The sequence below is a fragment of the Lysobacter brunescens genome, assembly GCF_042677005.1.
GTDB classification, from domain to species: Bacteria; Pseudomonadota; Gammaproteobacteria; order Xanthomonadales; family Xanthomonadaceae; genus Lysobacter_I; species Lysobacter_I brunescens.
In genome coordinates, this window is the sequence record NZ_JBHTIF010000003.1 from 231,385 (window position 1) to 255,181 (window position 23,797).

Sequence of the window (23,797 nt, forward strand, 5' to 3'; positions counted from 1 at the left end):
ATGGCCTTCATCTCTGAGTGGTTCTGGTATTTCCTGCTGATTCCGCTGGCGGCCGTGATTGGCTGGGTCATCGGGCGCCGAGGCGGCGAACGCCACAGCGATCACCAGGTCAGCCGACTCTCCACCACCTACTTCCGTGGCCTGAACTATCTGCTCAACGAGCAGCCGGACAAGGCCATCGAGCTGTTCCTGCATATCGCCGAGCTCGACAAGGACACCTTCGAGACCCAGGTCGCGCTCGGCCATCTGTTCCGGCGCCGGGGCGAGGTCGACCGTGCCATCCGCCTGCACCAGGGGCTGGTGCAGCGCCCCGACATCAACGACCAGCAGCGGGTGCAGGCCCTGCTGGCGCTGGGCGAGGACTACATGCGCTCAGGCCTGCTCGATCGCGCCGAGACCGTCTTCACCGATCTGGCGAAGCTGGACGATCGCGCGCCGCAGGCGCTGCGACACCTCATCGGGATCTATCAGTCCGAGCGCGACTGGCAGCAGGCGATCGAGAAGGCGTCCCGCTACGAGGCGGTCACCGGCGAGCCGATGGGCAAGCTGATCGCGCAGTTCGAGTGCGAACTGGCCGAGCGCCATCGCGTGGCCGGCGAGCTGGACCAGGCGCGTGCCGCGATCGCACGCGCCTACGCAGCCGATTCGACTTCGGTGCGCGCGGGCATGCTGGAAGGGCGCATCGAGTTCGATGCCGAACAGTATCCTGCCGCGATCCGTGCCTTCGAGCGCGCCGCGCGTCACGACCCCGACTACCTGCCGGAGATCCTGCCGCCGCTGCAGGTCTGCTACGACAAGGTCGGAGACCCGACCGGGGCCCGCGCCTTCCTGACCCAGATGTGCGAGTACTACCGGGGTATCGCGCCGGTGCTGGCGCTGACTCGCCTGGTGGAGGCGACCGAAGGCGTCCACGCCGCGCGTGACTATCTGGCGCGCCAGCTGAAGGAACGGCCTTCGGTGCGCGGCGAAGCGGCGCTGATCGACCTGAGCCTGGCCGACAGCACCGACCCGACCGCGACCCTGCACGACCTCAAGCACGTGACCGAGCAGCTGCTGGTCCGCAATCCGAGCTATCGCTGCAATCGTTGCGGCTTCGGTGCGCGCAGCCACCACTGGCAGTGCCCGAGCTGCAAGGAGTGGGGTTCGGTCAAGCCGCTGCTCAACTACGCGGTGGTGTGATGACCTGGACGCCCGGACTCGCGCTCTGGTGCCTGATCTTCGCCGGCATCGGCGCGGCGGGGACGTGGATCGCACGAGGCTATGCGCTGCGCAGCCGCCTTCTGGATGCGCCCGGTGAGCGGCGCAGCCATTCCGTGCCGACGCCGCGCGGTGGCGGGATCGCGATCGCGCTGGCCTTCCTGGTCGCGATGGTCGCGATGGTCGCACGGCGGCCCGACGAGATCGTGCTGCTGGCCTGCGCCGGCATCGGCCTGGTCCTGGTGGCCGGGATTGGCTGGGTGGACGACCACCGGCCGCTGTCGCCGTGGTCGCGGCTGGCGGTGCACGTGCTCGCCGCCGGGTGGCTGATGGCCGGCGTCTATCTCTCCGGGCGCGGTGGCGTGACGGCCCTGGTGGCGTTCGGTGCAGCGCTGGTGCTGGTCAATGTCTGGAACTTCATGGACGGCATCAATGGCCTGGCCGCCACGCAGGCTGCGCTGGTCGTCGCCGGCCTCGCATTTCTTGCAGGTACGGATGCCGTGCTGGTTCATCTTGGGTTGGCATTGATCGCGTCAATCTTTGGATTCCTGCCGTTCAACTTTCCGAAGGCGCGTATCTTCCTCGGGGATGTGGGCAGCGGGGCGCTTGGATACGCATTGGCGCTGCTGCTGGCGATGTCGCTGCACCGGTTGCCTGAAGCCGCATGGCCGCTGGTCCTGCTGCCTTTGAGTGCGTTCCTGCTGGATGCCGGGCTGACCCTGTCGGCCCGCATCATCGGCGGCGAGAAGTGGTGGACGCCACACGTCCAGCACGTCTACCAGCGCTGGGCGAGGCGATTGGGTGGGCATCCGCCCGTCACCATCGCCTTTGCCTTGTGGACATTGGTGGCATGTTCCGGAGCGGCATGGCTCGCAGGCAGCGGGCGCAGGGAAATCGCAATGGTGGTGTCGGTCTGGTTGGTATCCGGGATCGGTCTGTGGCGCGTTCTCCGTGTCCGGTCCGCGACCCCCACGACGAACTGAGGATTCATGGGAACGACCGCTTTCACCGATCGCATGGGCGGACTGTGGCCACGCACGGCCATCGTCCTCCACGACCTGTGCATGGTCTGGCTGTCCTGGACCGGACTGGTCCAGCTGCGCTTCGCGATGGTCGGCAACGCCGCGCATCCGCCGCTGTGGTCGACCGAGACCCTGCTGGTACTGGTCGCACAGGGCCTGGTGTTCTGGTACGTCGGCCTGTATCGCGGCATCTGGCGCTTCGCCAGCGTGCCCGACCTCGTCAACATCGTGAAGGCGAGCCTGATCGGCCTGTTCGCCATCGTCCTGTCCCTGTTCATCTACAACCGGCTGGACCAGACCTCGCGGCTGGCGCTGGTCATGTATCCGCTGGTGTTGAGCGTGATGCTCGGCGCGCCCCGGTTGCTGTACCGCTCGTGGAAGGACCACGGCCTCATCAACAGCGACAAGTCCGCCGTGCGCGTCCTGATCCTGGGCGCTGGCCGTGCCGGCGATGCGCTGGTCCGCGACCTGCTGCGTACGGGCGCCTACGAACCTGTCGGCTTTCTCGACGATGCCGCCCGCCTGCGCGGCACGCATCTGCACGGGGTGCCGGTGCTGGGGCGGATCGATGACGTGGCGCGCATCGCGCCGGAAACCGCAGCCAAGCTGCTGGTGATCGCCATGCCGTCGCTGGATGCGCAGCGCATGCGCCGGATCATCGAAGCCTGCGAGTCGACCGGTCTGCCGTTCCGCATGGTGCCGAGGCTCAACGACATCCTCGAAGGTCGCTCGATGCCGGGCGAGCTGAAGGAGGTCGCGATCGAGGACCTGCTCGGTCGCGCGGCCGTGGTGCCCGACTGGAAGGCGATGCGCGACTGGCTGGGTGGACGCAGCGTGCTGGTCACCGGTGCTGGTGGTTCGATCGGGTCCGAGCTCTGCCGCCAGTGCGCGCGCCATGGCGCCAGCCGGATCGTGCTGGTCGAGATCGACGAACTGGCCCTGATCACCACCCGCATGCGCCTGTGCCGGGATTTCCCGGGCATCGAGGTCGTGTCGGTGCTGGGCGACTGCGGCGACCCGGCGGTCATCCGTCACGCCCTGCGGATCGGCAATCCCGAGGCCGTCTTCCACGCTGCCGCCTACAAGCAGGTGCCGCTGCTCGAAGAGCAACTCCGCGAGGCGGTGCGCAACAACGTGCTCGCCACCGAGACCGTGGCGCGGGAGAGCGTCGAGGCGGGCGTCGGCAGCTTCGTGCTGATTTCGACCGACAAGGCGGTGGATCCGGTCAACGTGCTCGGCGCGACCAAGCGCCTGGCCGAGATGCTCTGCCAGCGCATGGACGACCCGCGGTCCACGCGCTTCGTCACTGTCCGCTTCGGCAACGTCCTGGATTCGGCCGGCAGCGTGGTGCCGCTGTTCCGCGAGCAGATCCGCAGCGGCGGCCCGGTCACCGTGACCGATCCGGAAGTCACGCGCTTCTTCATGACCATTCCCGAGGCCTGCCAGCTGATCCTGCAGGCGTCCGCGATCGGCTCGCAGCAGGCGATCTACACGCTCGACATGGGCGAGCCGGTCTCGATCCGCGTCCTTGCCGAGCAGATGATCCGCCTGGCGGGCAAGCAGCCCGGGCGCGACATCGCCATCGTCTACACCGGCCTGCGCCCCGGCGAGAAGCTGCACGAAACCCTGTTCCACGCCGACGAGCGCTATCGGCCGACGTCGCACCCGAAGATCCTGCAGGCACAGCCGCGTCACGTGCCCGCCGAAGCGCTGGCGGCAGCGCTCGTTCGCCTGCGCAAGGCCTGCGTGGCCTACGATCTGGAGGCGATGGCGTCGCTCCTCCGCGAAGCCGTGCCCGAATTCGTGCCCACGCCGACCAGCGACGAAACCCGGCCGGCGGAGGCCACGGTGGTAGCATTTCCTGCCCGCAACGCGCGCAGGACCTGATCCGCCCCGCGCGACGCTGGCTCGGTGCGCGCCGACAGGCGCGCACCTCATCACCGCATTCACTGACGTCGAGCTTCCATGAGCCGTATCCGCAAAGCTGTCTTCCCGGTGGCCGGTCTCGGCACCCGCTTCCTTCCCGCGACCAAGACCGTGCCCAAGGAAATGCTGCCGATCGTGGATCGGCCGTTGATCCAGTACGCCGTGGACGAGGCCGTCGAGGCCGGGTGCGACACCCTGATCTTCGTCACCAACCGCTACAAGCACGCGGTTGCCGATTATTTCGACAAGGCCTACGAGCTGGAGCAGAAGCTGGAGAAATCCGGCAAGACCGAGCAGCTGGAACTGGTCCGCAACGTGCTGCCGCCGCATGTCCGTGCCGTCTTCGTCACCCAGGCCGAGGCGCTGGGTCTGGGCCATGCGGTGCTCTGTGCCAAGCCCATCGTCGGCAATGAACCTTTCGCCGTGCTGCTGCCGGATGACCTGATCTGGAACCGCGGCGACGGCGCGCTCAAGCAGATGGCCGACGCCGCCGAGGACAGTGGCGCCAGCGTGATCGCGGTCCAGGATGTCCCGCGCGAACAGACCAGCAGCTACGGCATCGTCGCCACCGACGGCTTCGCCGGACGCAGCGCACGCATCCGTGCCATCGTCGAGAAGCCGAAGCCCGAGGTCGCGCCCAGCAATCTGGCGGTGGTCGGGCGCTACGTGCTCGATGGACGCATCTTCGAGCTCCTTGAGAAGACCACGCCGGGCGCGGGCGGCGAGATCCAGCTGACCGATGCCATCGCCACGCTGCTGGCGGAACAGGCGGTGCACGCCTACCGCTTCCAGGGCACGCGTTTCGATTGCGGGACGCACCTGGGCCTGATCGAGGCCACGATCCGCTACGCGCTGGACCACGAAAAGCTTAGCGATGCCGCACGCGGGATGATGCAGAACGCACTGAGCGAGCTGGGCGTCGTCGACCTCGACTGAAGCGCCTGGCCATGCCGGACCGCAACATGACGGATCGCGACGCGACCTTCTATCGGGCCACGCTGGGCGAAGTGGCGCGCCTGCCTGCGCTGCAGGGACGTCACGACACCGAGGTCTGCGTGGTCGGCGGCGGTTTCGCTGGCCTGAACACCGCGTTGGGCCTGTGCGAGCGCGGTGTGCGCGATGTCGTCGTGCTCGAAGCCGAGCGGATCGGCCATGGCGCGTCGGGTCGCAACGGCGGTTTCGTCTTTTCCGGATTCTCGCGCGGCGAGGCCGACCTGCTGCGCGACCTCGGGCCGCAGCGCGCGCGGGCGCTGCATGCGGGCACGGTCGCAGCGGTGGACCTGATCCGCGCGCGCAGTCGTCGCCATGGTATCGATTGCGATCTCGTCGATGCGGGCGTGATCTGGGCCAACTGGTTCCGCGATCCCGGTGTGCTGCATGCGCGCCAGCGCCTGCTCGCAGAGCATTTCGGCGTGGAGTGGCAGTGGATCGCGCGCGAGCGGATGCGCGAACTGCTCGACACGGATCGCTATGCCGATGGCCTGTTCGAACCGAATGCCTTCCATTTCCATCCGCTGAAATACGTGCATGGCGTCGCATGCGCGGCGATGGGGCAGGGGGCACGCATCCACGAGGCGTCTCCGGCCATCGCGCTGTCCCGCGATGGCGCCGGCTGGCGCGTGCGCACGCCCGAGGGCGAGGTTCGCGCGCGCCAGATCGTGCTGTCCTGCGGCGGCTACCTGGCCGGGCTGCGTCGCGACGTCGATGCCGCCGTGCTGCCGATCGCGACTTACGTGATGGTGACCGAGCCGCTGGGCGACCGCCTGTCGACGGTGCTGCGCACGCAGGCTGCCGTGTATGACACGCGCTTCGCCTTCGATTACTACCGCCCGCTGCCAGATACGCGCCTGCTCTGGGGTGGCCGCATCTCCATCCTCGACCGTTCGCCCGCGCAAGTGCAGCGACTGCTGCTGCGCGATCTGGCGCACGTCTATCCGCAGTTGGCGGACGTGCGCGTCGATTTCGCCTGGTCCGGCCTGATGAGCTATGCGCGGCACGAGATGCCGCAGATCGCCCGGGTCGAAGACGGACTGTGGGTCGCGCAGGCCTTCGGCGGCCATGGCGTCGCGCCGACGACCTTTGCCGGCGAAATCCTGGCGGCGGCGATCGCCGAGGGCGACGGGCGCTGGCGCGAGTTCGCCGACTACGGGCTGGTATCGGCGATGAAGCCGGCAGGCTTCATCGGTGCACAGGCGACCTATTGGTGGCTGGAGATGCGTGACGCCCTTCGCGATCTGCACGACGACGCGCGCCGCGCCTGAGCCAGGCCCGACCATCGGTCGTCCCGGCGGCATGACCGGCACCCTCCCTGTCGTTGAGGCGGTCCTGACGGCTGCAGCTTCTGGAGTACACTCGGTCAGGCATCGGCCGGAGCGATTCCGGCGATGCGGTCAGCAGCATCCTCGCACCCCATGGACAAGGAAGGTGTATTGATGGACAAGCAACAGGTTCTTTTCGCGTTCCGCCTCGCCGACGCCACGCGCGAGGCCCGGCCGGACCAGCAGGCATCCGATCCGAAATGGAAGGCCCAGGACGGCGTCGCCGTCGCAGGGTGCACCGACTATCGTTTTCCCGGCAATGTCCGTTCGTACAGCCAGATCTTCGGCAACGATCGCGGTCTCTACTGCTGAATCCCTCCTCTTCGTTATCCGGCCTGCCTCGCGGCGGCGCCGGCGCGGCCATGGATGGTCGCGTGACGCACCGGCCTGCAGGCCGATGCGTCCCAGCGCAGTCCGGCATCCGGCCGGCCGCGCGGCGGAGGGGGGCGCGTCGGAGACGCGCCGGTCGCATCCGCCACGCCCGCGCGTTCGCGCGGGTGCCTTCAATCCATCCAGAAAGGAAAGGTCGACATGGAAAACAAGCAGAATCTCTTCGCGTTCAAGCTCGCCGCCAAGGACAACGCCCAGCCGCAGGCCGATGCGCAGTGGAAGGCGAAGGAAGGCGTTGCCGCCGCCGGTTGCACCGACTATCGCTTCCCGGGCAACGTGCGCTATCCGCACTCCCTCTACGGCGCTGATCGCGGCGTCTACTGCTGATCGAGCGCGCAGGACGCATCGTGGCGCAGGGACGCGCCTGATCGGATCACCCAGAACGACCGCATGACAGCCAAGGACACGTACGACATGGACAACGAGAAGACACTGTTCGCGTTCAAGCTGGCTTCGAGCAAGCCGGCAGCGAGCGCGGACGCACGGCAGGCCGGCGATGGCAAGTGGAAGGCGCGCGAAGGCGCTGCCGTCGCGGGTGGATGCAGCGAATACCTCTACCCGGGCAACCTGCGCTACGACAGCTGGTGGTGGGGTCAGGACCAGGGCGACTGGTGCTGATGCGTTTCAGGTGCAGAGGCGCGGATCGCGCCTCTGCATCGTCCCGGCAGCGCCGGGCACGTCTTTCCGCTTCACTTCCAGGCACGACCCGCATCGCATGCAATCACGCATCCTGATCGTCACCCATCGCGGCGACATCCACGCCGATCTCGTCCAGGAACGGCTTCTCCGCCGCGGCGAGCGGCCTTTCCGGCTCAACCTCGACGAATTCCCGGCGCAGTACAGGGTCGATCTCGCCTTCGACGGCCTGCGCTGGTGCGGCATGCTCGCGCGCCGCGACGACGGCAGCCGCATCCTTGTCGACGGGATCCACGCGGTATGGACGCGCAAGACCGCCGATTTCGCCTTCGCGGTCGACCTCGGCGTGCAGGAGCGCGCCTACGCGACCGGCGAGACCTCGCACATCCTTTCCGGTCTGCTGCATGGCCTGGAGGCCTACTGGATGAGTCATCCGTCGGCTGTACGCGCGGCGCAGTGGAAAGGCGAGCAGCTCGCCCGTGCCGCACGCATGGGCTTCCGCGTGCCCCCCTCCCTGATCAGCGACGACAAGTCCGCTGTGCTCGCCTTCCGCGAGGCCATGGGGGGCGACATCGTGTTCAAGACCATGGAATCGCCGTTCCTGGCTGCCGATGAAGTCGAAGACGACGAGCGGGTGGCCCACGGGATCGGCACCACGCGCATCGAGGCCGGGCACGAGGGCATGCTCGACGCGGTGAGCGCGCTGCCCTGCTTCTTCCAGCGCCACGTGCCCAAACGCCACGAAGTACGCGCGACCGTGATCGGCAATCGCCTGTTCGCTGCGCGCATCCACTCGCAGGACGACGAGCGCACACGGGTCGATTTCCGCAACTACGATGCGCCGGTCCGCTACGAGGCTGCGCGGTTGCCCGAAGAGGTCGAGCGCCGCTGTCTCGCCTTCGTGCACAGCTACGGCCTGACCTACGGCGCGATCGACCTGATCGTGGACCATGAGGACGAATACGTGTTCCTGGAAAACAATCCCGGCGGGCAGTTCCTGTTCGTCGAACAGCGCGTGCCCGCACTGGCCATGCTCGATGCCGTGGCCGATTGCCTGCGCGCCGGCGCCGATGCGCGCACGGATGCGATGGCTGGAGCCTGCGCATGAGCGTGCTTGCGCGCCTGCGCGAGATCGAGACCGCAGGCGGTGGCCCGATCCTGGTGTTCGCCGCATCGCGGCTGGACATCGACCTGCTGCCGCCGCTCTACGACATCCTGTGCGGGATCGGTCGCGTGCCGCGACTGCAGGTGGTCGTGCAGTGCCGGGGAGGCGACACCAATGCCGCGCGCAGGATCGCGTTGCTGCTCCACGAATTCGCGGACGAGGTGGTGTTCGTTGTCCCGCATTTCTGCGAATCCGCAGGAACGGTGATGGCGCTCGCCGCGCATCGCATCGTCGCCGGACCGGTGGCGATCTTCTCGCCGATCGATCCGCAGCTCAGTGCTGAGGCCGGCGGGAGCGGCCCCTCGTCGATGTCGGTGCAGGACCTGCGCCAGTTCTGGCGCATGACGCAGGACTGGTTCGGGCTGGACGAAGCGACGGCGAAGTCGCATGCCTTGCAGGCGCTCGCGCACAGCATCTTTCCGACCACGCTCACCTCGTTCCACCGTTGCGCGCTGGAAGTGCAGGCGATGGGCGAGGAACTGCTCGCGCGACACATGGCCGACCAGCCCGCCGAAATGCGGACGCGCATCGTCGACACGCTGCTGCACGGTTTCCACTCGCACAGCCATGCCCTGACGCGCGACGACCTGCGGCGTATCGGTTTGCCGGTGGTCTCGGATCCGACGCTGGAAGATGCGGCCTGGGCGCTGGTACGCGGCCTGCGCGGCCATGTGGGCCCGGAGACGCGCGGCGACGAGGAGTCGCCGTGGTTCGATGCGGCGCTGCTCACCGCGACGCAGGCCCTGCGTCGCCAGCGCGACTTCCGGACGCCGATGCCCCGCTGGTCGACCTTCGATCCCGAGGTCGCATCGTGACGTGGATGGAAGCCGGTGCCGAACTCGCGCGATGGCTGGTGCTGTCGGCGCTGCTGTTCGCGGCCATGGCCAAGTCGCTGGGATTCGCCGCATTCCGGCAGAGCATCGCCGATGGCTTTCCCGGATTCTCGGCGCAGGCCGGCGCATGGGCCATGCTGATCGTCGTGGTGGAGTGGGGCATCGGTCTTGCGATGCTGCTCGGCGGCGGCGGACTGCGCATGGCTTCGCTCGCTGCGGCCATGCTGTTCGCGGTGTTCGCCGGCGTGATCGCCGTGGCGCTCGCGCGCGGCGAAGCATTGGCCTGCAGCTGCTTCGGCGCCAGTGGACGCCAGGTCGGCATCGCGGATCTGCTGCGTGGCACGCTGTTCGCATCGGCTGCGGCCTGGACCTGGCATGCCGCGCCGGCGACCAGTCCTGCGCTCCCGGAACGCCTGCTGCTGGCCGGACTCGGCATCGCCCTGGTGCTGCCGACTGTCTGGATGCGGGAATCGCTGTGGTTGCTGCGCGCGCGGGCGGGAGAATGAGTCCGATGCTGTCGCCCGCCGTGCTGTGGGTGGTCCTGGCGGTGCTCGTCGTCCTGGTCGTGCTCAACCTGCTGTTGACGCTGCGTCTGGCGGGCATCGTGCAGCAACGCGAATACGATCGCCTGCCGCTGGCCTTCCCGATCGGTGCGCCGCTCCCCGAATTCACCGCACGGAGGCAAGGCGACGGCGCCGTCCTGTCCAGCGCGAGCCTGTCCGGGGCCGCGGCGGTGCTGGTGTTCCTGTCGCCGGCCTGCGGCGACTGCCGGCGCAGGCGCCTGGAATTGATCGAACTGCATCCGGCCATCGCCGCATCCGGCATCGGTCTGTGGCTGTTCGGTGCCGGTGCGCGACGGCGCGTCCGCGCCTTTTTTGAAGGTACGCCGCTCGCGGACCATGTCATGTCGATCCGCCCCGGCGTGCGGCGTCGGCTCAATGCGCGCAATGCGGCGCCGTTCTATCTCTTCGTCGACGACACCGGCACCGTGGTGGCGAGCGGCTTCGTCGGCGATGGCGATTGGAGCAGCTTCGATGCGCAGATGCGCGAAGTGCTCGCGTCAGGACTTCGGGGATCGGCTCCGCCCGATGTCGGCAAGGCGGTCGCTGCCGAAGTCGGTTGATCGCGCACGACCGATCGCGCACGACTCGACATGGCGGCGTCGAGGCGGGCGGAGAGCGTGGATCGTGGTGCCCGAGCGGGCCGCTCATGACGAATCCACATGAAGGCACAGCCTCTTCTTCGCTTCGACGCCTTCCGAGGTCGGCCGGTTCGCGGTTCGAACATCAGTCTAAATCATTGATTCGCATCAGGTTGAGTGCTGCATCTGCCGAAGCCGGGCGGCATGTCCTCCCGATTGGGGGCGCCGGACCCTGAACGCGTGCGTGGTCCGGCCGGTGGCAGGGCCGCAGGGCGCTCGCTATGCTCGTGCAGCCTTGCGCAGGCAGCGCGGGACTTTCCAGCCGGGACGCTGTTTTCGATTGTGTGCCGACGACGCCGTAGGGGGCTGGAATGCGGGCAACAATGACGTCCGGGCGTTCCGGACGTGCGCGACCCGCCGTCTGGTGGGCCTGGCCCTTGGTGGGGCTGTTCGTCGTGGTCTTGTGGCTGGTCGCAAATGCCGCCGCCACGATGCTGGAATATCGTCCGCTGGCCAGCCTCTGGTTTCCGCCGACCGCGATCAGCTTCGCGGCCTTCGCCGTGTTCCGCCGCGGCGCATGGCCGGGACTGCTGGTCGCCAACCTCATCGGTGCATTCTTCACCTTCCTGCGCACCGGCCACGACTTCCCCCCGGATCGCATGCTGCTCTACGGCAGCCTGTTCGCGCTCGCGCACTGCGTGCCCTTTTGCCTCGTGGCGCACGCCACGCTGCAGTCGATCCCGCGCAATGCCGCGCCCTCGCTGGCGCGCACCGTCGGCGTGTTCCTGCTTGGCGGCGTGGTCGCGGCGCTGATCGCTGCGGTCGCCGGCGTCTGGGTGTCCACCCTGGCAGGCATGGCCGATCGCGCGGACACCTGGTCGATGATCCTGCCCTGGCTGATCGGCGATGTCGCCGGCCTGCTGGCGTTCGGCCCGCTGGCCCTGCTCGGTTTCCGTGCGCTGGCCACGCGCCTGCGCATCCCGGTGCCGCACCGCCTGCATGCCTTCGACGACCTGCCGCGTCCGCCGCGTGCGCCTGCGGCCTATGCGCTGAAGCTCGCGGCGACGCTGGGCACTGCCTGCCTGGCCCTGTACGCGATCTCCCGCGCGCCGCACAACGAGCCGCTCCTGTTCATCGTCTTCATCGCGATCGTGTTGCAGCTGTGGATCGTGCACACCCAGGGGACGCTGGAATCGCTGGTGTCGATCGGTGTGTTCAACCTCTGCATCGTCGGCCAGGTCTACGTGCTCGGGCTCGGCGAACACGCACTGACCCTGCAGTTCGCCATGATCACGCTGGCCTCGGCCAGCTACTACGGCCTGGCCGTGCCGCTGCTGTATGCAGACAACGTGCAGTTGCGTCGATTGCTGATCCACGACGCGCTGACCGGCGCCTACAACCGGCATTTCTTCGTCGAACTGTCGCAACAGGCGATCCGACAGTCGCGGATGCGCGAGCAGCCTGCCTCGATGCTGATGCTCGACCTCGACAACCTCAAGCAGATCAACGACCACCACGGCCACGCGGCGGGCGACCAGGCCCTGGCTCAGGTCGCGGAAGCCTGCCGGAGCGCACTCAGCGCCAACGATCTGCTCGGCAGGCTGGGCGGCGACGAGTTCTGCGTACTGCTGCCGGGCGTGGATCATGCCGGCGCGGCGATCATCGCGCAGCGCCTGCTCTCGGCGGTGCGCGCCTCCGTCTACCCGTTCTCGACCGAGATCCGTCCGAGCATGAGCATCGGCATCTCGACCACGGTCGACGACGAGGACGACTACGACAGCCTCTGGATGCGTGCGGACTCGGCGCTGTACGTCGCCAAGCGCGGCGGTCGCGACCGGCTCGCGCAGGAAGAAGCCACGCCGCGCGAGACGGAGCCGGCGTGATCATGGCCGGCTGAATGTCCTGGATGGACGCGGGCCGCAGGACGATGCCTGCGGCCCGATGTCGTTTCGCTTGCGTTTTTCGATTGGATTGCCGGCTTGAAATGCGATGCCGGCCGAACGCTCGTCCTGGTTACAGCGCTTCGAAGATGCCCGCAGCGCCCATGCCGGTGCCGATGCACATCGTCACCATGCCGTACTTCTGCTGGCGGCGGCGCAGGCCGTGGACCAGGGTCGCGGTGCGGATCGCACCGGTCGCACCGAGCGGATGGCCCAGCGCGATCGCGCCGCCCAGCGGGTTCACCTTCGACGGGTCGAGGCCCAGGTCGCGGATCACCGCCAGCGCCTGCGCGGCGAAGGCTTCGTTGAGTTCGATCCAGTCGAGCTGGTCCTGGGTCAGGCCGGCCTGCTTGAGCGCCTTCGGGATCGCGGCGATCGGGCCGATGCCCATCACTTCCGGGCGCACGCCGGCGACCGAGAAGCTGACGAAGCGGGCGAGGGGCGTCAGGCCGTAGTCCTTGATCGCCTGTTCCGACGCCAGCAGCACCGCACCGGCGCCATCGCTCATCTGCGACGCGTTGCCGGCGGTGACGGTGCCGCCGAACATGCCGTTGCGGAAGACCGGCTTGAGCTTGGCGAGACCTTCGATCGAGGAATCCGCACGCGGACCTTCGTCGATTTCGATCAGGCTCTTCTTCACCTTGATGGCGTTGCCGGCGAGGTCCGGAATGCGCGCGATCACTTCGTAGGGCGAGATCTCGGCCTTGAATTCGCCGGCCTGGATCGCGGCCATCGCCTTCTGGTGCGAGGCGAGCGCGAAGGCGTCCTGGTCCTCGCGCGAGATCTTCCACTCCTCGGCGACCTTCTCGGCGGTGATGCCCATGCCGTAGGCGATGGCGACGTTCTCGTCCTTCGCGAAGACCTCGGGGCTCAGCGCGACCTTGTTGCCCATCATCGGCACCATCGACATCGATTCGGTGCCGCCGGCGAGCATGAGGTCGGCGTTGCCGAGACGGATCTGGTCGGCGGCCAGCGCCACGGCCTGCAGGCCGGACGAGCAGAAGCGGTTGATGGTCTGCGCAGCGACGGTGTTCGGCAGTCCGGCGAGCAGGGCGCCGATGCGGGCGACGTTCATGCCCTGTTCGCCCTCCGGCATCGCGCAGCCGATGATGGCGTCGTCGATGCGCGAGGTGTCGATGCCCGGCGCCTGCGCGACCACGTTGCGCAGCGCGTGCGCCAGCAGTTCGTCGGGACGGGTGTTGCGGAACGCGCCCTTCGGGGCCTTGCCGACCGGCGTGCGGGTGGCGGCGACGATGTAGGCGTCTTGAACGATCTTGGTCATGGTGTGTTCCTGGATTCGAGATTCGTGAATGAGGAGAGGGGGCGTGCCGCGCGTACGGCGCGGCCGCTCACGAACCTCAGTTCCTGAGGGGCTTGCCCGTCTCGAGCATGTGCTTGATCCGCGCCTGGGTCTTCGGCATCTGCGCCAGCGCGACGAAGTGCTCGCGCTCCAGGCGGATCAGCCACTCCTCGTCGACGATCGCGCCGCGATCCACATCGCCGCCGCACAGCACGGTCGCGATCCGGGTCGCGATCTCGTAGTCGTGCTCGGAGATGAAGCGGCCTTCCAGCATGTTCACCAGCATCATCTTGAAGGTGGCGATGCCGACGTTGCCGGCGACCTGCACGCGACGCGCGGGCAGCGGCGGGCGATAGCCGGACTCGGCCAGCGCCAGCGCCTGCTGCTTGGCGATGTGCAGCAGCTCGTGCGCGTGGAAAGCGATCACGTCGTCCTTGCGCAGCAGGCCCAGTTCCTTCGCTTCGAGCGCGGAGGCGGAGACCTTGGCCATCGCCACGTTCTCGAACAGCGGCTTGAGCTGGGCGAACACGTCGCCGCCCGGGCCTGCGGCCTGCGAGGCGCGGACCGCGAATTCCTTCAGGCCGCCACCGGCCGGCAGCAGGCCGACGCCGGCTTCGACCAGACCGATGTAGCTTTCGAGATGCGCGACGGTGCGCGCGGTGTGCATCTGGAACTCGCAGCCGCCGCCGAGGGCGAGGCCACGCACCGCGCCGACCACCGGGACGAGCGAGTACTTGATCCGCTGGCTGGTCGCCTGGAAGTCCGCCACCATCGCGTTGAAGCCCGCCACGTCGCCCGCCTGCAGCAGGCCCAGCGCGCCGGCCAGGTCGGCGCCGGCCGAGAACGGCTCCTTCGGCTGCCAGATCACCATGCCGCGGAAATCGCGTTCGGCAATCCCGATCGCTTCCTGCAGGCCGGCGAGTACGTGGTTGTTGACCGTGTGCATCTTGGTCTTGAACGAGCACACCGCGATGCCGTCGCCGTCGTGCCACAGGCGCACGCCGTCGTTTTCATAGACGGTTTCGCCGGGAGCGAAACGCTCGCCGATCAGCGGATCGGGGAAGCGCTGGCGGCAGTAGACCGGGTTGGACGAACGCGGCACGTCCGCGCCCTTGGCCGGGCTGAAGCTGGCGGACGGGCCGTGCACGCCGGCGCGGCCGTCGGTCACCCAGGCCGGCAGCGGCGCGCTGCTCATGGCCTTGCCGGCGGCGATGTCCTCGGCGATCCACTGCGCGACCTGCGTCCAACCGGCGGCCTGCCAGGTCTCGAACGGGCCGAGCTGCCAGCCGTAGCCCCAGCGGATCGCGAAGTCCACGTCGCGCGCGGTGTCGGCGATGTCGGCCAGATGGAAGGCGCTGTAGTGGAACAGGTCGCGGAAGCAGGCCCACAGGAACTTCGCCTGCGGATGCTCGCTGGCGCGGAGCTTGGCGAACTTCTCGGCCGGGTTCTTCGTCTTCAGGATCTCGACGACCTCGGGCGCGGCGCCGCGATCGGACGCGCGGTAGTCCTGCTTCTCCAGATCGAGGACCACGATGTCCTTGCCGACCTTGCGGAAGATGCCGGCGCCGGTCTTCTGGCCCAGCGCGCCCTTCTGGATCAGCGCGCCCAGCCAGGCCGGGGCGTTGAAGTACGGGTGCCACGGGTCGTTCGGCAGGGTGTCGGCCATCGTCTTGATGACGTGAGCCATGGTGTCGAGGCCGACCACGTCGGACGTGCGGTAGGTCGCCGACTTCGGGCGGCCGAGCAGCGGGCCGGTCAGCGCGTCCACTTCATCGAAGCCCAGGCCGAAGGCGTGGGTGTGGTGGATCACCGACAGGATCGAGAACACGCCGATGCGGTTGCCGATGAAGTTCGGGGTGTCCTTGGCGATCACCACGCCCTTGCCGAGGGTGGTGGTCAGGAAGGTCTCCAGGCCGTCGAGGATCGCCTGGTCGGTGGTGCGGGCCGGGATCAGCTCGGCCAGGTGCATGTAGCGCGGCGGGTTGAAGAAGTGCACGCCGCAGAAGCGGTGGCGCAGTTCTTCCGGAAGCACTTCCGCCAGCGTGTTGATGCCCAGGCCGGACGTGTTGCTCGCCAGCACCGCGTGCGGGGCCACGAACGGGGCGATCTTCCTGTACAGGTCCTGCTTCCAGTCCATCCGTTCGGCGATCGCCTCGATGATCAGGTCGCAGTCCTTCAGCTGGTCCAGGCCGCTGTCGTAGTTCGCCGGGGTGATCGCCTCGGCGAGGGACTTGCTGGCCAGCGGGGCGGGGGAGAGCTTGCCCAGGTTTGCCAGCGCCTTGAGCACGACGCCATTCGGGTCGCCTTCCTTCGCGGCGAGATCGAACAGCACCGTGTCGACGCCGGCATTGGTCAGGTGGGCCGCGATCTGCGCACCCATGACGCCGGCGCCGAGCACCGCGGCGCGTCGTACAAGCGGTTTCTGAGACATGTTCCGTATCCTGTTGATAACGTGGGATTTTCGTGGGAAGAAAAGTCGGGTCGACGCCCGCTCAGTTGACCTTGCCGGCCTTGAAGCCGGCGGCGGCGAAGCGGATCAGCTCGCGCGCTGCGCGCTGCCGGTGCTCCTGCTCGGAGACCCCGGCGGGGCGCTTGATCATTCCGAAATCGGCCATGGCGTAGGTCAGGGCGCCGGCGAGGAAGTCCAGTCGCCAGTACAGCTCCTCCTTGCTCAGGCCCGGCATGCAGCCGGCGATCGCCTTGGCGAACTCGCGCAGCACGTGGCCGTATTGCTCGGACAGGAACCGGCGCAGGCTGTCGTTCTTCTCGGCATAGGCCCGGGCGATCACGCGGATGAAGGCGCCGCCGCCGTGGCGGTCCTGGGCCATGGCCAGCGGGGGTTCGACGAAGGCCGCGAGGATGCCGTCAAGGTCGGCGGGGTCGGCCTCGATCGCCGCCTGCAGCAGGGCGATGCGCTGGCCGCTCATCTCGTCCATCCGGCGACGGAAAACCTCGTTGACCAAGTTCTCCTTGCTGCCGAAGTGGTAGTTGACCGCGGCGATGTTCACGTCCGCCTGGCTGGTGACCTGGCGGAGCGAGGTGCCGCCGAAACCGTACTGGGCGAAGAGGGTCTCCGCCGCGTCGAGGATGCGTTCCTTGGTCGAGAACTGGGCCTTGCTCATGTCGCCTCCGCATGGGATCGGTGTCGCGTCCCGGCGACCGGTCTGAATCAAACGCTTGTTTGAGCGCCTGCGGAGACTACCCCCGGATCGACCGCGATGCAAACACCGGCTGGAAATGTGATCGCCGACAAGGATGCAAGGAGACCCTCGACCGGGTTAGAATCCTCTGCAGCCGAATCGGCTAAACCCGCGTTCCCACGCGGGTTTTTCCTTCCCATTCATGTTATGGTCCGGTCCCAGCGACTGCGGCCGAACGACCCCTGGAGATATCCACAATGGCGCTTGAGCGCACCATTTCGATCATCAAGCCCGACGCCGTCGCCAAGAACGTCATCGGTGAAATCTATTCCCGCTTCGAGAAGGCCGGCCTCAAGGTCGTCGCCGCGAAGATGAAGCACCTGTCGCGCAAGGAAGCCGAAGGCTTCTACGCCGTGCATCGCGAACGCCCGTTCTTCAACGCGCTGGTCGAGTTCATGACCTCCGGCCCGGTGATGATCCAGGTGCTCGAAGGCGAGGGCGCCGTGCTCAAGAACCGCGAGCTGATGGGCGCCACCAATCCGAAGGACGCCGCGCCGGGCACCATCCGCGCCGATTTCGCCGAATCGATCGACGCCAACGCCGTGCACGGTTCCGACTCGCTGGAGAACGCCGCGATCGAGATCGCGTATTTCTTCAGCACCACCGAACTCTGCCCGCGCTGATCCCGCCGGTCGAAGGAAAGCAGTCCCCGTGACCGAGGTCGTGCAAAACACCGCAGCCAAGCAGAACCTGCTCGACCTCGATCGCGAGGGTCTGGAGCGCTTCTTCGCCGAGGTTCTCGGCGAGAAGCGCTACCGCGCCCACCAGATCATGAAGTGGATCCACCACCGTCACGTCACCGAGTTCGACCAGATGACGGACCTGGGCAAGGCGCTGCGCGCCAAGCTCGAAGCGCACGCCGAAGTGCGCGTGCCGCTGATCCAGTTCGACAAGCCCTCCGAAGACGGCACCCACAAGTGGCTGTTGGGCATGGATGGCAAGAACGCCATCGAAACCGTCTACATTCCCGACAAGGGCCGCGGCACGCTGTGCGTGTCCTCGCAGGTCGGCTGTGCACTGAACTGCACCTTCTGCTCGACCGCGACCCAGGGCTTCAACCGCAACCTGTCCACCGCCGAGATCATCGGCCAGGTGTGGACCGCCGCGCGCCACCTCGGGAACATCCCGCACAAGCAGCGCAAGCTCACCAACGTCGTGATGATGGGCATGGGTGAGCCGCTGGCCAATTTCGACAACGTCGTGCGCGCCATGAGCGTGATGCGCGACGACCTGGGTTACGGCCTGGCGAACAAGCGCGTCACGCTGTCGACCGCCGGCATGGTGCCGATGATCGATCGCCTGGCGCAGGAAAGCGACGTCTCGCTCGCGGTGTCGCTGCACGCGCCGAACGACGAACTGCGCGACCAGCTGGTGCCGCTGAACAGGAAGTACCCCATCGAAGAGCTGATGGCCGCCTGCGTGCGCTACGCCAAGCGCAAGAAGGGCGAGTCCGTCACCTTCGAGTACACGCTGATGAAGGGCGTCAACGACCAGCCGCAGCATGCGCGCGAACTGGTCCGCCTGCTGCGCGCGTTCGACAACGCCGTGCAGATGAAGGACGCCGCCAAGGTCAACCTGATTCCGTTCAATCCATTCCCCGGCACGCGTTACGAGCGCCCGGAGGACGCGGTCATCCGCGCCTTCCAGAAGTTGCTCAACGATGCCGGGATGATCGCGCCGGTCCGTCGTACGCGTGGCGACGACATCGATGCCGCCTGCGGCCAGCTCAAGGGCCAGGTGGCGGACCGGACGCGGCGACAGGCCGAATTCCGAAAGTCGCTGGAAGCGCGCGTGGGGCGCGCATCGGGCGACGAGGATCCAGAGGCGGCGCATGCGGCGTGATGCGCCTCCCGCCAAGACCGTCGACGATGCTCCGGCGAGCGTCGTCGATGCAATGCAGGGTCGCTTTGCTTTGGGGAGCCATTCGCGATGACATCGTTGGAGACCGGGATGCCCGAGACGGTTCGCGGCATCGGTGAAAGATTGCGACAGGCCCGCGTGCGTGCGGGCATCAGTCCTGCGGAAGCGGGCGCGAAGCTGAAGATGCCGACCCACGTCATCGAGGCGCTGGAGCGCGAGGACTGGAGCAGGATCGGTGCGCCGGTCTTCGTGCGCGGCCACCTGCGCAGCTACGCGAAGCTGCTGGGACTGCCGGCCGATGCCATCGCTGCCAACGTGGCAGTGCCTGCGCCCAAGGCCGCCGAGCTGGTGCCGCGGACCTACACGCCGCGCATGCAGCGCGTGGTCGAACAGACCGGCCGCCGTCTCGTGTACGTCCTGATCACCGCCACCATCGCCGTCCCGGTGTGGCTGGCGACGCGGTCCCATCTGGATGGCAGCGCCAACGACGCGGTTCCGCTGGATGGCGCCGCCAGCCTGACCCTGCCGCAGCCGGCGACCGCCACCACGGCCGATACCGGCACGGCTTCGGCGCGTGTCCAGCCCGAGCCGCTGGTCGCATCCATCGCGCCGATGCCGCAGCGTCCGCAGGCAACGACTGCTGCGAGCGATCTCACCGTCTCGTTCAGTGGCGAAAGCTGGGTGCGCGTGACTGCGGCCGACGGCAGCGTCATCGAGCAGGCACTCGTCCAGCCCGGCCAGCAGCGCGTGTTCAAGGCCGGCCAGCTCGGTCAGGCCGTGCTCGGCAATGCCCAGGCCATCGCCGTGCAGTACCAGGGCCGTCCGGTGGACCTCACGCCCTACATCCGCGCGAATGTGGCGCGCTTTACGGTATCCTCTGACGGTTCTCTCCAGCCGGTCGATCGCTGAGGGATCCCGGTGAGGCCGGGCAGGCGCGCGTCGCTTCGCCCGGTACGGGGTTCGCTGCGACGCCGCCGCTGAAGCGATCCGGAAACGCGCAACCCCGTCCCATCCTGCTGCGGCTTCAGCCGCCTCCAGGCCCGGTCCGGTCGTTTCCCTGCCATGTCCCCGTGCCTGCCGGCCGACCGCCGCAGCCCGATGCGACGGCAGGGATTCAGGCGTCGACTGCTACAACGTCGCGACATCGCGACGCCGGCCCAGTCGATCGCGTGCGTTCCGGGTGGCTTGCATCGGCCCCGGCACCCGCCATCCACCGCAGCCGTATCCATCACAACGAAGACACCATGGCGATCGACGATCTCCTCGACGAACACGAACAAAGCGAACGCGTCCGCAAATGGCTGCGCGAGAATGCCCTTGGCCTGATCGGCGGCGTGGGCCTCGGCCTCGCCGCGGTCTACGGTTATTTCTGGTGGGGCGACCGTCAGGACGCCGAACGCCTGAAGGCCAGCGACCAGTACCAGGTCGTCGTCCAGGAGCTCAAGGCCAACAAGCTCAAGGAAGCCCAGGGCAAGGTCGGCGAGCTGAAGGACACCGCCTTCGCCGCGCTGGTCGCGCTCGACATCGCCAAGGCCCAGCTGGACGCCGGCAAGCGCGATGACGCCATCGCCACCCTGCGCGCGGCGAAGACCACCGACAGCATGGTCGCGCCGATCGTCCAGCAACGCCTCGCGCGCCTGCTGATCGATGCGGGCAAGCACGAGGAGGCCCTCGGTCTGCTCAAGGCCGCCGACGATGCGACGAGTCATGAAGTGCGCGGCGACGCGCTGTTCGCGCTGGGCCGCAAGGACCAGGCCCGCGACGCCTATAACAAGGCCCTGGGCCTGCTCGACGTGGCCGCGCCGCAGCGCCGCCTGCTCGAACTCAAACTGACCCAGGCCGGCGGCACGCCGCCGAAACCCGCTACCGCTTCCTGAGTACGACGACTTGCCGATGACCTCGAATTCCCTCCCGCGCACCAGCGCAACCCTGCGGATCGCTCTCCTGGCCGCCGTGGTCGCGCTGTCCGGCTGTACCACCGTCAAGGGCTGGTTCGGCGACAAGAACGACGACAAGGCCGCGCGCAAGCCAGCCGAACTGGTCGAATTCACGCCCTCGGCCACGGTGACCAAGCTGTGGTCGGCGAAGGCCGGCGACGGCAACGAGAAGCTCGGCCTCACCCAGGGCCCGGTCGTCGCCGACGGCCGCGTCTATGCCGCCGCGATCGAAGGCGGCGTGCGCGCCCTCGACCTGCAGACCGGCGCGCTGGTCTGGCAGCACAAGTCGGATCTCGAGATTTCCGGTGGCCCCGGCGCAGGCGAAGGCCTGGTCGTGTTCGGCACGCTCGACGGCGACGTGGTCGCCCTCGACTCCGCCACCGGCACCGAGCGCTGGAAGGCCAAGCTCATCAGCGAAGTCATCGCCGCGCCTGCGATCGCGCAGGGCGTGGTGGTGGTGCGCTCCAACGACGGCCGCGTGACCGCGTTCGACATCACTGACGGCAAGCGCCGCTGGTTCTGGAACCGTGACCTCCCGCGCCTGACCGTGCGCGGCAACGATGCCCCGACCTTCGGCCCGGGCGTCGTGTTCGTGGGCAACGACGACGGCACCGTGGCGTCGCTGGCGCTGACCGATGGTCGTCCGCTGTGGGACCAGGCCGTGGGCCAGCCCGATGGTCGCTCCGAGCTGGATCGCATGGCCGACGTGGACGGCAGCCCGGTGCTCGATGGCGCCACGCTGTTCGCGTCGAGCTACAAGAAGCAGACCATCGCCATCGAGGCGCCGAGCGGTCGTCCGCTGTGGGCGCAGGACCATGGCGGCGCCGGTCGCGTCGGCCTGGCCACCGATCGCGTGGTCGTCGCAGACCCGGCGGGCGTCGTCTGGGCACTGGACAAGAATGGCGGCACCGCGATGTGGCAGCAGGCGGGCCTGGCCCGCCGCAGCCTGTCCGGCGCCGCGGTGCAGGGCGAGTTCGCGGTGGTCGGCGATTACGACGGCTACCTGCACTGGCTGCGCCTGGACAACGGCGACTTCGGTGCCCGCGTCCGTGCCGGCCGCGACCCGATCAATGCGGCGCCGGTCGTGTCCGACGGCATCCTGCTGGTCCAGACCGCGAGCGGTGACCTGAGCGCCTGGCGCGTCCAGTAATCCCTCGCAAGGCATCACCGACGACCCCGGGGAGCCCGACTGCCCGGGGTCGTCTTTTTCGGTATGGTGTCCGCAGCGCTCCACCAGGCGCGACACCCGCCGCATCCCATCCCGCTACGTTTCCGGTTCGAACCCCATGCTGCCTCTCGTCGCCCTCGTCGGCCGCCCCAATGTCGGCAAATCGACACTGTTCAATGCGCTGACCCGCACCCGCGATGCGCTCGTGCACGACGAGCCGGGCGTGACCCGCGACCGCAACTACGGGATCTGTCGCCTGAACGAGGCGCGGCCGTTCGTGATCGTCGATACCGGCGGCATCGCCGGCGAGGACGAAGGCCTGGCCGGAGCGACCGCGCGGCAGTCGCGCGCCGCCGCCGAGGAAGCCGACCTGGTGCTGTTCGTCGTCGACGGCCGCGAAGGTCCTTCGGCGCTGGACGACGAAATCCTGCGCTGGCTGCGCAAGGCCGCGCGCCCGACGGTGCTGGTGGTCAACAAGACCGACGGCATCGACAGCCGCGCCGCCATCGCCGAGTTCTCGCGCTACGGCATCGCCGATGCGCTGGCCGTGTCGTCCGCGCATCGCCAGGGCCTGGACCGCCTGCTTGACGACGTCCTCTCGCGCCTGCCGGAAGAGGGCGACACCGAAGTCCTCGACAACGACCCGGAGCGCGTCCGCATCGCCTTCGTCGGCCGCCCGAACGTGGGCAAGTCGACGCTGGTCAACCGCATCCTCGGCGAGGAGCGGATGATCGCCTCCGACGTGCCGGGCACCACCCGCGATTCGATCGCGGTGGACATGGAGCGCGACGGCCGCAAGTACCGCCTGATCGACACCGCCGGCATCCGCCGCAAGTCGAAGGTCGAGGAAGCGGTCGAGAAGTTCTCGATCGTGAAGACGCTGCAGGCCATCGAGCAGTGCCAGGTCGCGGTGATCATGCTCGACGCCAGCGAAGGCGTGACCGACCAGGACGCCAGCGTGCTCGGCGCGGTGCTCGACGCCGGCCGTGCGCTGGTCGTCGCGGTGAACAAGTGGGACGGGCTGAGCCAGTACCAGCGCGAGCAGACCGACGGTCTGCTGTCGCGCAAGCTGTCGTTCGTGAACTGGGCCGAGGCCGTGCACATCAGCGCGAAGCACGGTTCGGGCCTGCGCGAGCTGTTCGGCGCCGTGCATCGCGCCCACCGCTCGGCGACCTACAAGTTCAGCACCTCCGAAGTCACCCAGGCGATGGAAGTCGCCTACGAGACCAATCCGCCCCCGTCGATCCGTGGCCACGTCTCCAAGCTGCGCTTCGCGCACCCGGGCGGCGAGAATCCGCCGACCTTCGTGGTCCACGGCACGCGCCTGCGCAACCTGCCGGAAAGCTACCGCCGCTATCTCGAGAACTTCTTCCGCAAGCGCTTCAAGCTGATCGGCACCCCGGTGCGTTTCGTGTTCAAGGAAGGCGACAACCCGTACAAGGACAAGAAGAACGTGCTGACCGAAGGCCAGATCAAGAAACGCCAGCGGATGATCCGGCACGTCAAGCGGAACAAATGATCGACTCGATCGACACCTATGTGCGAACCCATGGTGCCGCTTGCCCTGTGTGTGGTGGGCGCGACCTGGATCGTGCACCTGCGAGCATCATCCCCGTGCCTCAATCTGGCGAATTGACCGTGTGGGTCGGCTGCGAAAGTTGCCGCTCGACCTGGCAGGAAATCTATCGGCTGGTTGATTGCGTCGAGCTGTCGGATACCGATGGAAAGCCACTCGAGTTTGCCGCGAGTCGTCCCAATTGAACT

23 protein-coding genes are annotated in these 23,797 nt (G+C 67.9%); 20 read left to right on the forward strand and 3 right to left on the reverse strand.

Annotated elements, in window-relative coordinates; genetic code table 11:
• From lapB to ACFQ0E_RS15060, 13 genes are all read left to right on the forward strand, one after another.
• Positions 1-1,179, forward strand: a complete 1,179-nt coding sequence (gene lapB, locus ACFQ0E_RS15000; protein WP_386825157.1) for a lipopolysaccharide assembly protein LapB — start codon at positions 1-3, stop codon at positions 1,177-1,179.
• A complete protein-coding gene (locus tag ACFQ0E_RS15005; RefSeq protein WP_386825159.1) occupies positions 1,179-2,180 on the forward strand; it encodes a hypothetical protein in 1,002 nt (333 codons plus the stop codon). The genes lapB and ACFQ0E_RS15005 overlap by 1 nt, the downstream gene beginning before the upstream one ends.
• A 6-nt stretch (positions 2,181-2,186) precedes the next feature.
• Positions 2,187-4,106 carry a polysaccharide biosynthesis protein gene (locus tag ACFQ0E_RS15010; protein WP_386825161.1) on the forward strand — a complete coding sequence of 640 codons (1,920 nt, stop codon included), beginning with the start codon at positions 2,187-2,189 and terminating at the stop codon, positions 4,104-4,106.
• 78 nt (positions 4,107-4,184) lie between these two features.
• Complete coding sequence (gene galU / locus ACFQ0E_RS15015; protein ID WP_386825163.1) at positions 4,185-5,081, forward strand: UTP--glucose-1-phosphate uridylyltransferase GalU; 897 nt, start codon at positions 4,185-4,187, stop codon at positions 5,079-5,081.
• Positions 5,082-5,107: 26 nt separating this feature from the next.
• A complete protein-coding gene (locus ACFQ0E_RS15020) occupies positions 5,108-6,406 on the forward strand; it encodes an NAD(P)/FAD-dependent oxidoreductase (RefSeq protein WP_386825165.1) in 1,299 nt (432 codons plus the stop codon).
• A gap of 171 nt (positions 6,407-6,577) precedes the next feature.
• Positions 6,578-6,775 (forward strand): hypothetical protein, encoded by a 198-nt coding sequence (locus ACFQ0E_RS15025; RefSeq protein WP_386825167.1) that lies wholly within the window; start codon positions 6,578-6,580, stop codon positions 6,773-6,775.
• A gap of 219 nt (positions 6,776-6,994) precedes the next feature.
• On the forward strand, positions 6,995-7,180 hold the full coding sequence (locus tag ACFQ0E_RS15030; RefSeq protein ID WP_386825168.1) for a hypothetical protein: 186 nt from the start codon (positions 6,995-6,997) through the stop codon (positions 7,178-7,180).
• A gap of 63 nt (positions 7,181-7,243) precedes the next feature.
• Positions 7,244-7,471 carry a hypothetical protein gene (locus tag ACFQ0E_RS15035; RefSeq protein ID WP_386825169.1) on the forward strand — a complete coding sequence of 76 codons (228 nt, stop codon included), beginning with the start codon at positions 7,244-7,246 and terminating at the stop codon, positions 7,469-7,471.
• Positions 7,472-7,568: 97 nt separating this feature from the next.
• Positions 7,569-8,597: an ATP-grasp domain-containing protein gene (locus ACFQ0E_RS15040; RefSeq protein ID WP_386825171.1), complete on the forward strand. Its 1,029-nt coding sequence runs from the start codon at positions 7,569-7,571 to the stop codon at positions 8,595-8,597.
• Positions 8,594-9,469: an SDH family Clp fold serine proteinase gene (locus ACFQ0E_RS15045; protein ID WP_386825172.1), complete on the forward strand. Its 876-nt coding sequence runs from the start codon at positions 8,594-8,596 to the stop codon at positions 9,467-9,469. The genes ACFQ0E_RS15040 and ACFQ0E_RS15045 overlap by 4 nt, the downstream gene beginning before the upstream one ends.
• Before the next feature lie 5 nt (positions 9,470-9,474).
• Positions 9,475-9,993 (forward strand): MauE/DoxX family redox-associated membrane protein, encoded by a 519-nt coding sequence (locus ACFQ0E_RS15050; protein WP_386825408.1) that lies wholly within the window; start codon positions 9,475-9,477, stop codon positions 9,991-9,993.
• 5 nt (positions 9,994-9,998) lie between these two features.
• Positions 9,999-10,610, forward strand: a complete 612-nt coding sequence (locus ACFQ0E_RS15055) for a hypothetical protein (RefSeq protein ID WP_386825174.1) — start codon at positions 9,999-10,001, stop codon at positions 10,608-10,610.
• 401 nt (positions 10,611-11,011) lie between these two features.
• Complete coding sequence (locus tag ACFQ0E_RS15060; protein WP_386825176.1) at positions 11,012-12,511, forward strand: GGDEF domain-containing protein; 1,500 nt, start codon at positions 11,012-11,014, stop codon at positions 12,509-12,511.
• Between the two features lie 130 nt (positions 12,512-12,641).
• Here ACFQ0E_RS15060 and ACFQ0E_RS15065 read toward each other — a convergent pair whose 3' ends face one another.
• From ACFQ0E_RS15065 to ACFQ0E_RS15075, 3 genes are all read right to left on the reverse strand, one after another.
• The gene (locus ACFQ0E_RS15065; protein WP_386825178.1) at positions 12,642-13,850 is read right to left on the reverse strand and encodes an acetyl-CoA C-acyltransferase; all 1,209 of its coding nucleotides are present in this window, start codon (positions 13,848-13,850) and stop codon (positions 12,642-12,644) included.
• 76 nt (positions 13,851-13,926) lie between these two features.
• Positions 13,927-16,299: a 3-hydroxyacyl-CoA dehydrogenase/enoyl-CoA hydratase family protein gene (locus tag ACFQ0E_RS15070; protein WP_386825180.1), complete on the reverse strand. Its 2,373-nt coding sequence runs from the start codon at positions 16,297-16,299 to the stop codon at positions 13,927-13,929.
• A 61-nt stretch (positions 16,300-16,360) separates the two neighbouring features.
• Entirely contained in the window at positions 16,361-16,990 is a 630-nt protein-coding gene (locus ACFQ0E_RS15075) for a TetR/AcrR family transcriptional regulator (protein WP_386825181.1), read from the reverse strand.
• A 275-nt stretch (positions 16,991-17,265) separates the two neighbouring features.
• Here ACFQ0E_RS15075 and ndk point away from each other — a divergent pair, with 275 nt between their 5' ends.
• From ndk to ACFQ0E_RS15110, 7 genes are all read left to right on the forward strand, one after another.
• Positions 17,266-17,691: a nucleoside-diphosphate kinase gene (gene ndk / locus ACFQ0E_RS15080; protein ID WP_137851913.1), complete on the forward strand. Its 426-nt coding sequence runs from the start codon at positions 17,266-17,268 to the stop codon at positions 17,689-17,691.
• Positions 17,692-17,719: 28 nt separating this feature from the next.
• On the forward strand, positions 17,720-18,910 hold the full coding sequence (gene rlmN, locus ACFQ0E_RS15085) for a 23S rRNA (adenine(2503)-C(2))-methyltransferase RlmN (protein ID WP_386825184.1): 1,191 nt from the start codon (positions 17,720-17,722) through the stop codon (positions 18,908-18,910).
• Between the two features lie 108 nt (positions 18,911-19,018).
• Positions 19,019-19,837, forward strand: coding sequence for a helix-turn-helix domain-containing protein (locus ACFQ0E_RS15090; protein WP_386825186.1), 819 nt, complete (start codon positions 19,019-19,021; stop codon positions 19,835-19,837).
• A gap of 335 nt (positions 19,838-20,172) precedes the next feature.
• Entirely contained in the window at positions 20,173-20,805 is a 633-nt protein-coding gene (locus tag ACFQ0E_RS15095) for a YfgM family protein (protein WP_386825187.1), read from the forward strand.
• Positions 20,806-20,821: 16 nt separating this feature from the next.
• The gene (bamB, locus tag ACFQ0E_RS15100) at positions 20,822-22,015 is read left to right on the forward strand and encodes an outer membrane protein assembly factor BamB (RefSeq protein ID WP_386825188.1); all 1,194 of its coding nucleotides are present in this window, start codon (positions 20,822-20,824) and stop codon (positions 22,013-22,015) included.
• Between the two features lie 136 nt (positions 22,016-22,151).
• Positions 22,152-23,552, forward strand: a complete 1,401-nt coding sequence (gene der / locus ACFQ0E_RS15105; protein WP_386825190.1) for a ribosome biogenesis GTPase Der — start codon at positions 22,152-22,154, stop codon at positions 23,550-23,552.
• Positions 23,549-23,794 (forward strand): hypothetical protein, encoded by a 246-nt coding sequence (locus ACFQ0E_RS15110; protein WP_386825192.1) that lies wholly within the window; start codon positions 23,549-23,551, stop codon positions 23,792-23,794. The genes der and ACFQ0E_RS15110 overlap by 4 nt, the downstream gene beginning before the upstream one ends.
• Positions 23,795-23,797: the final 3 nt, after the last annotated feature.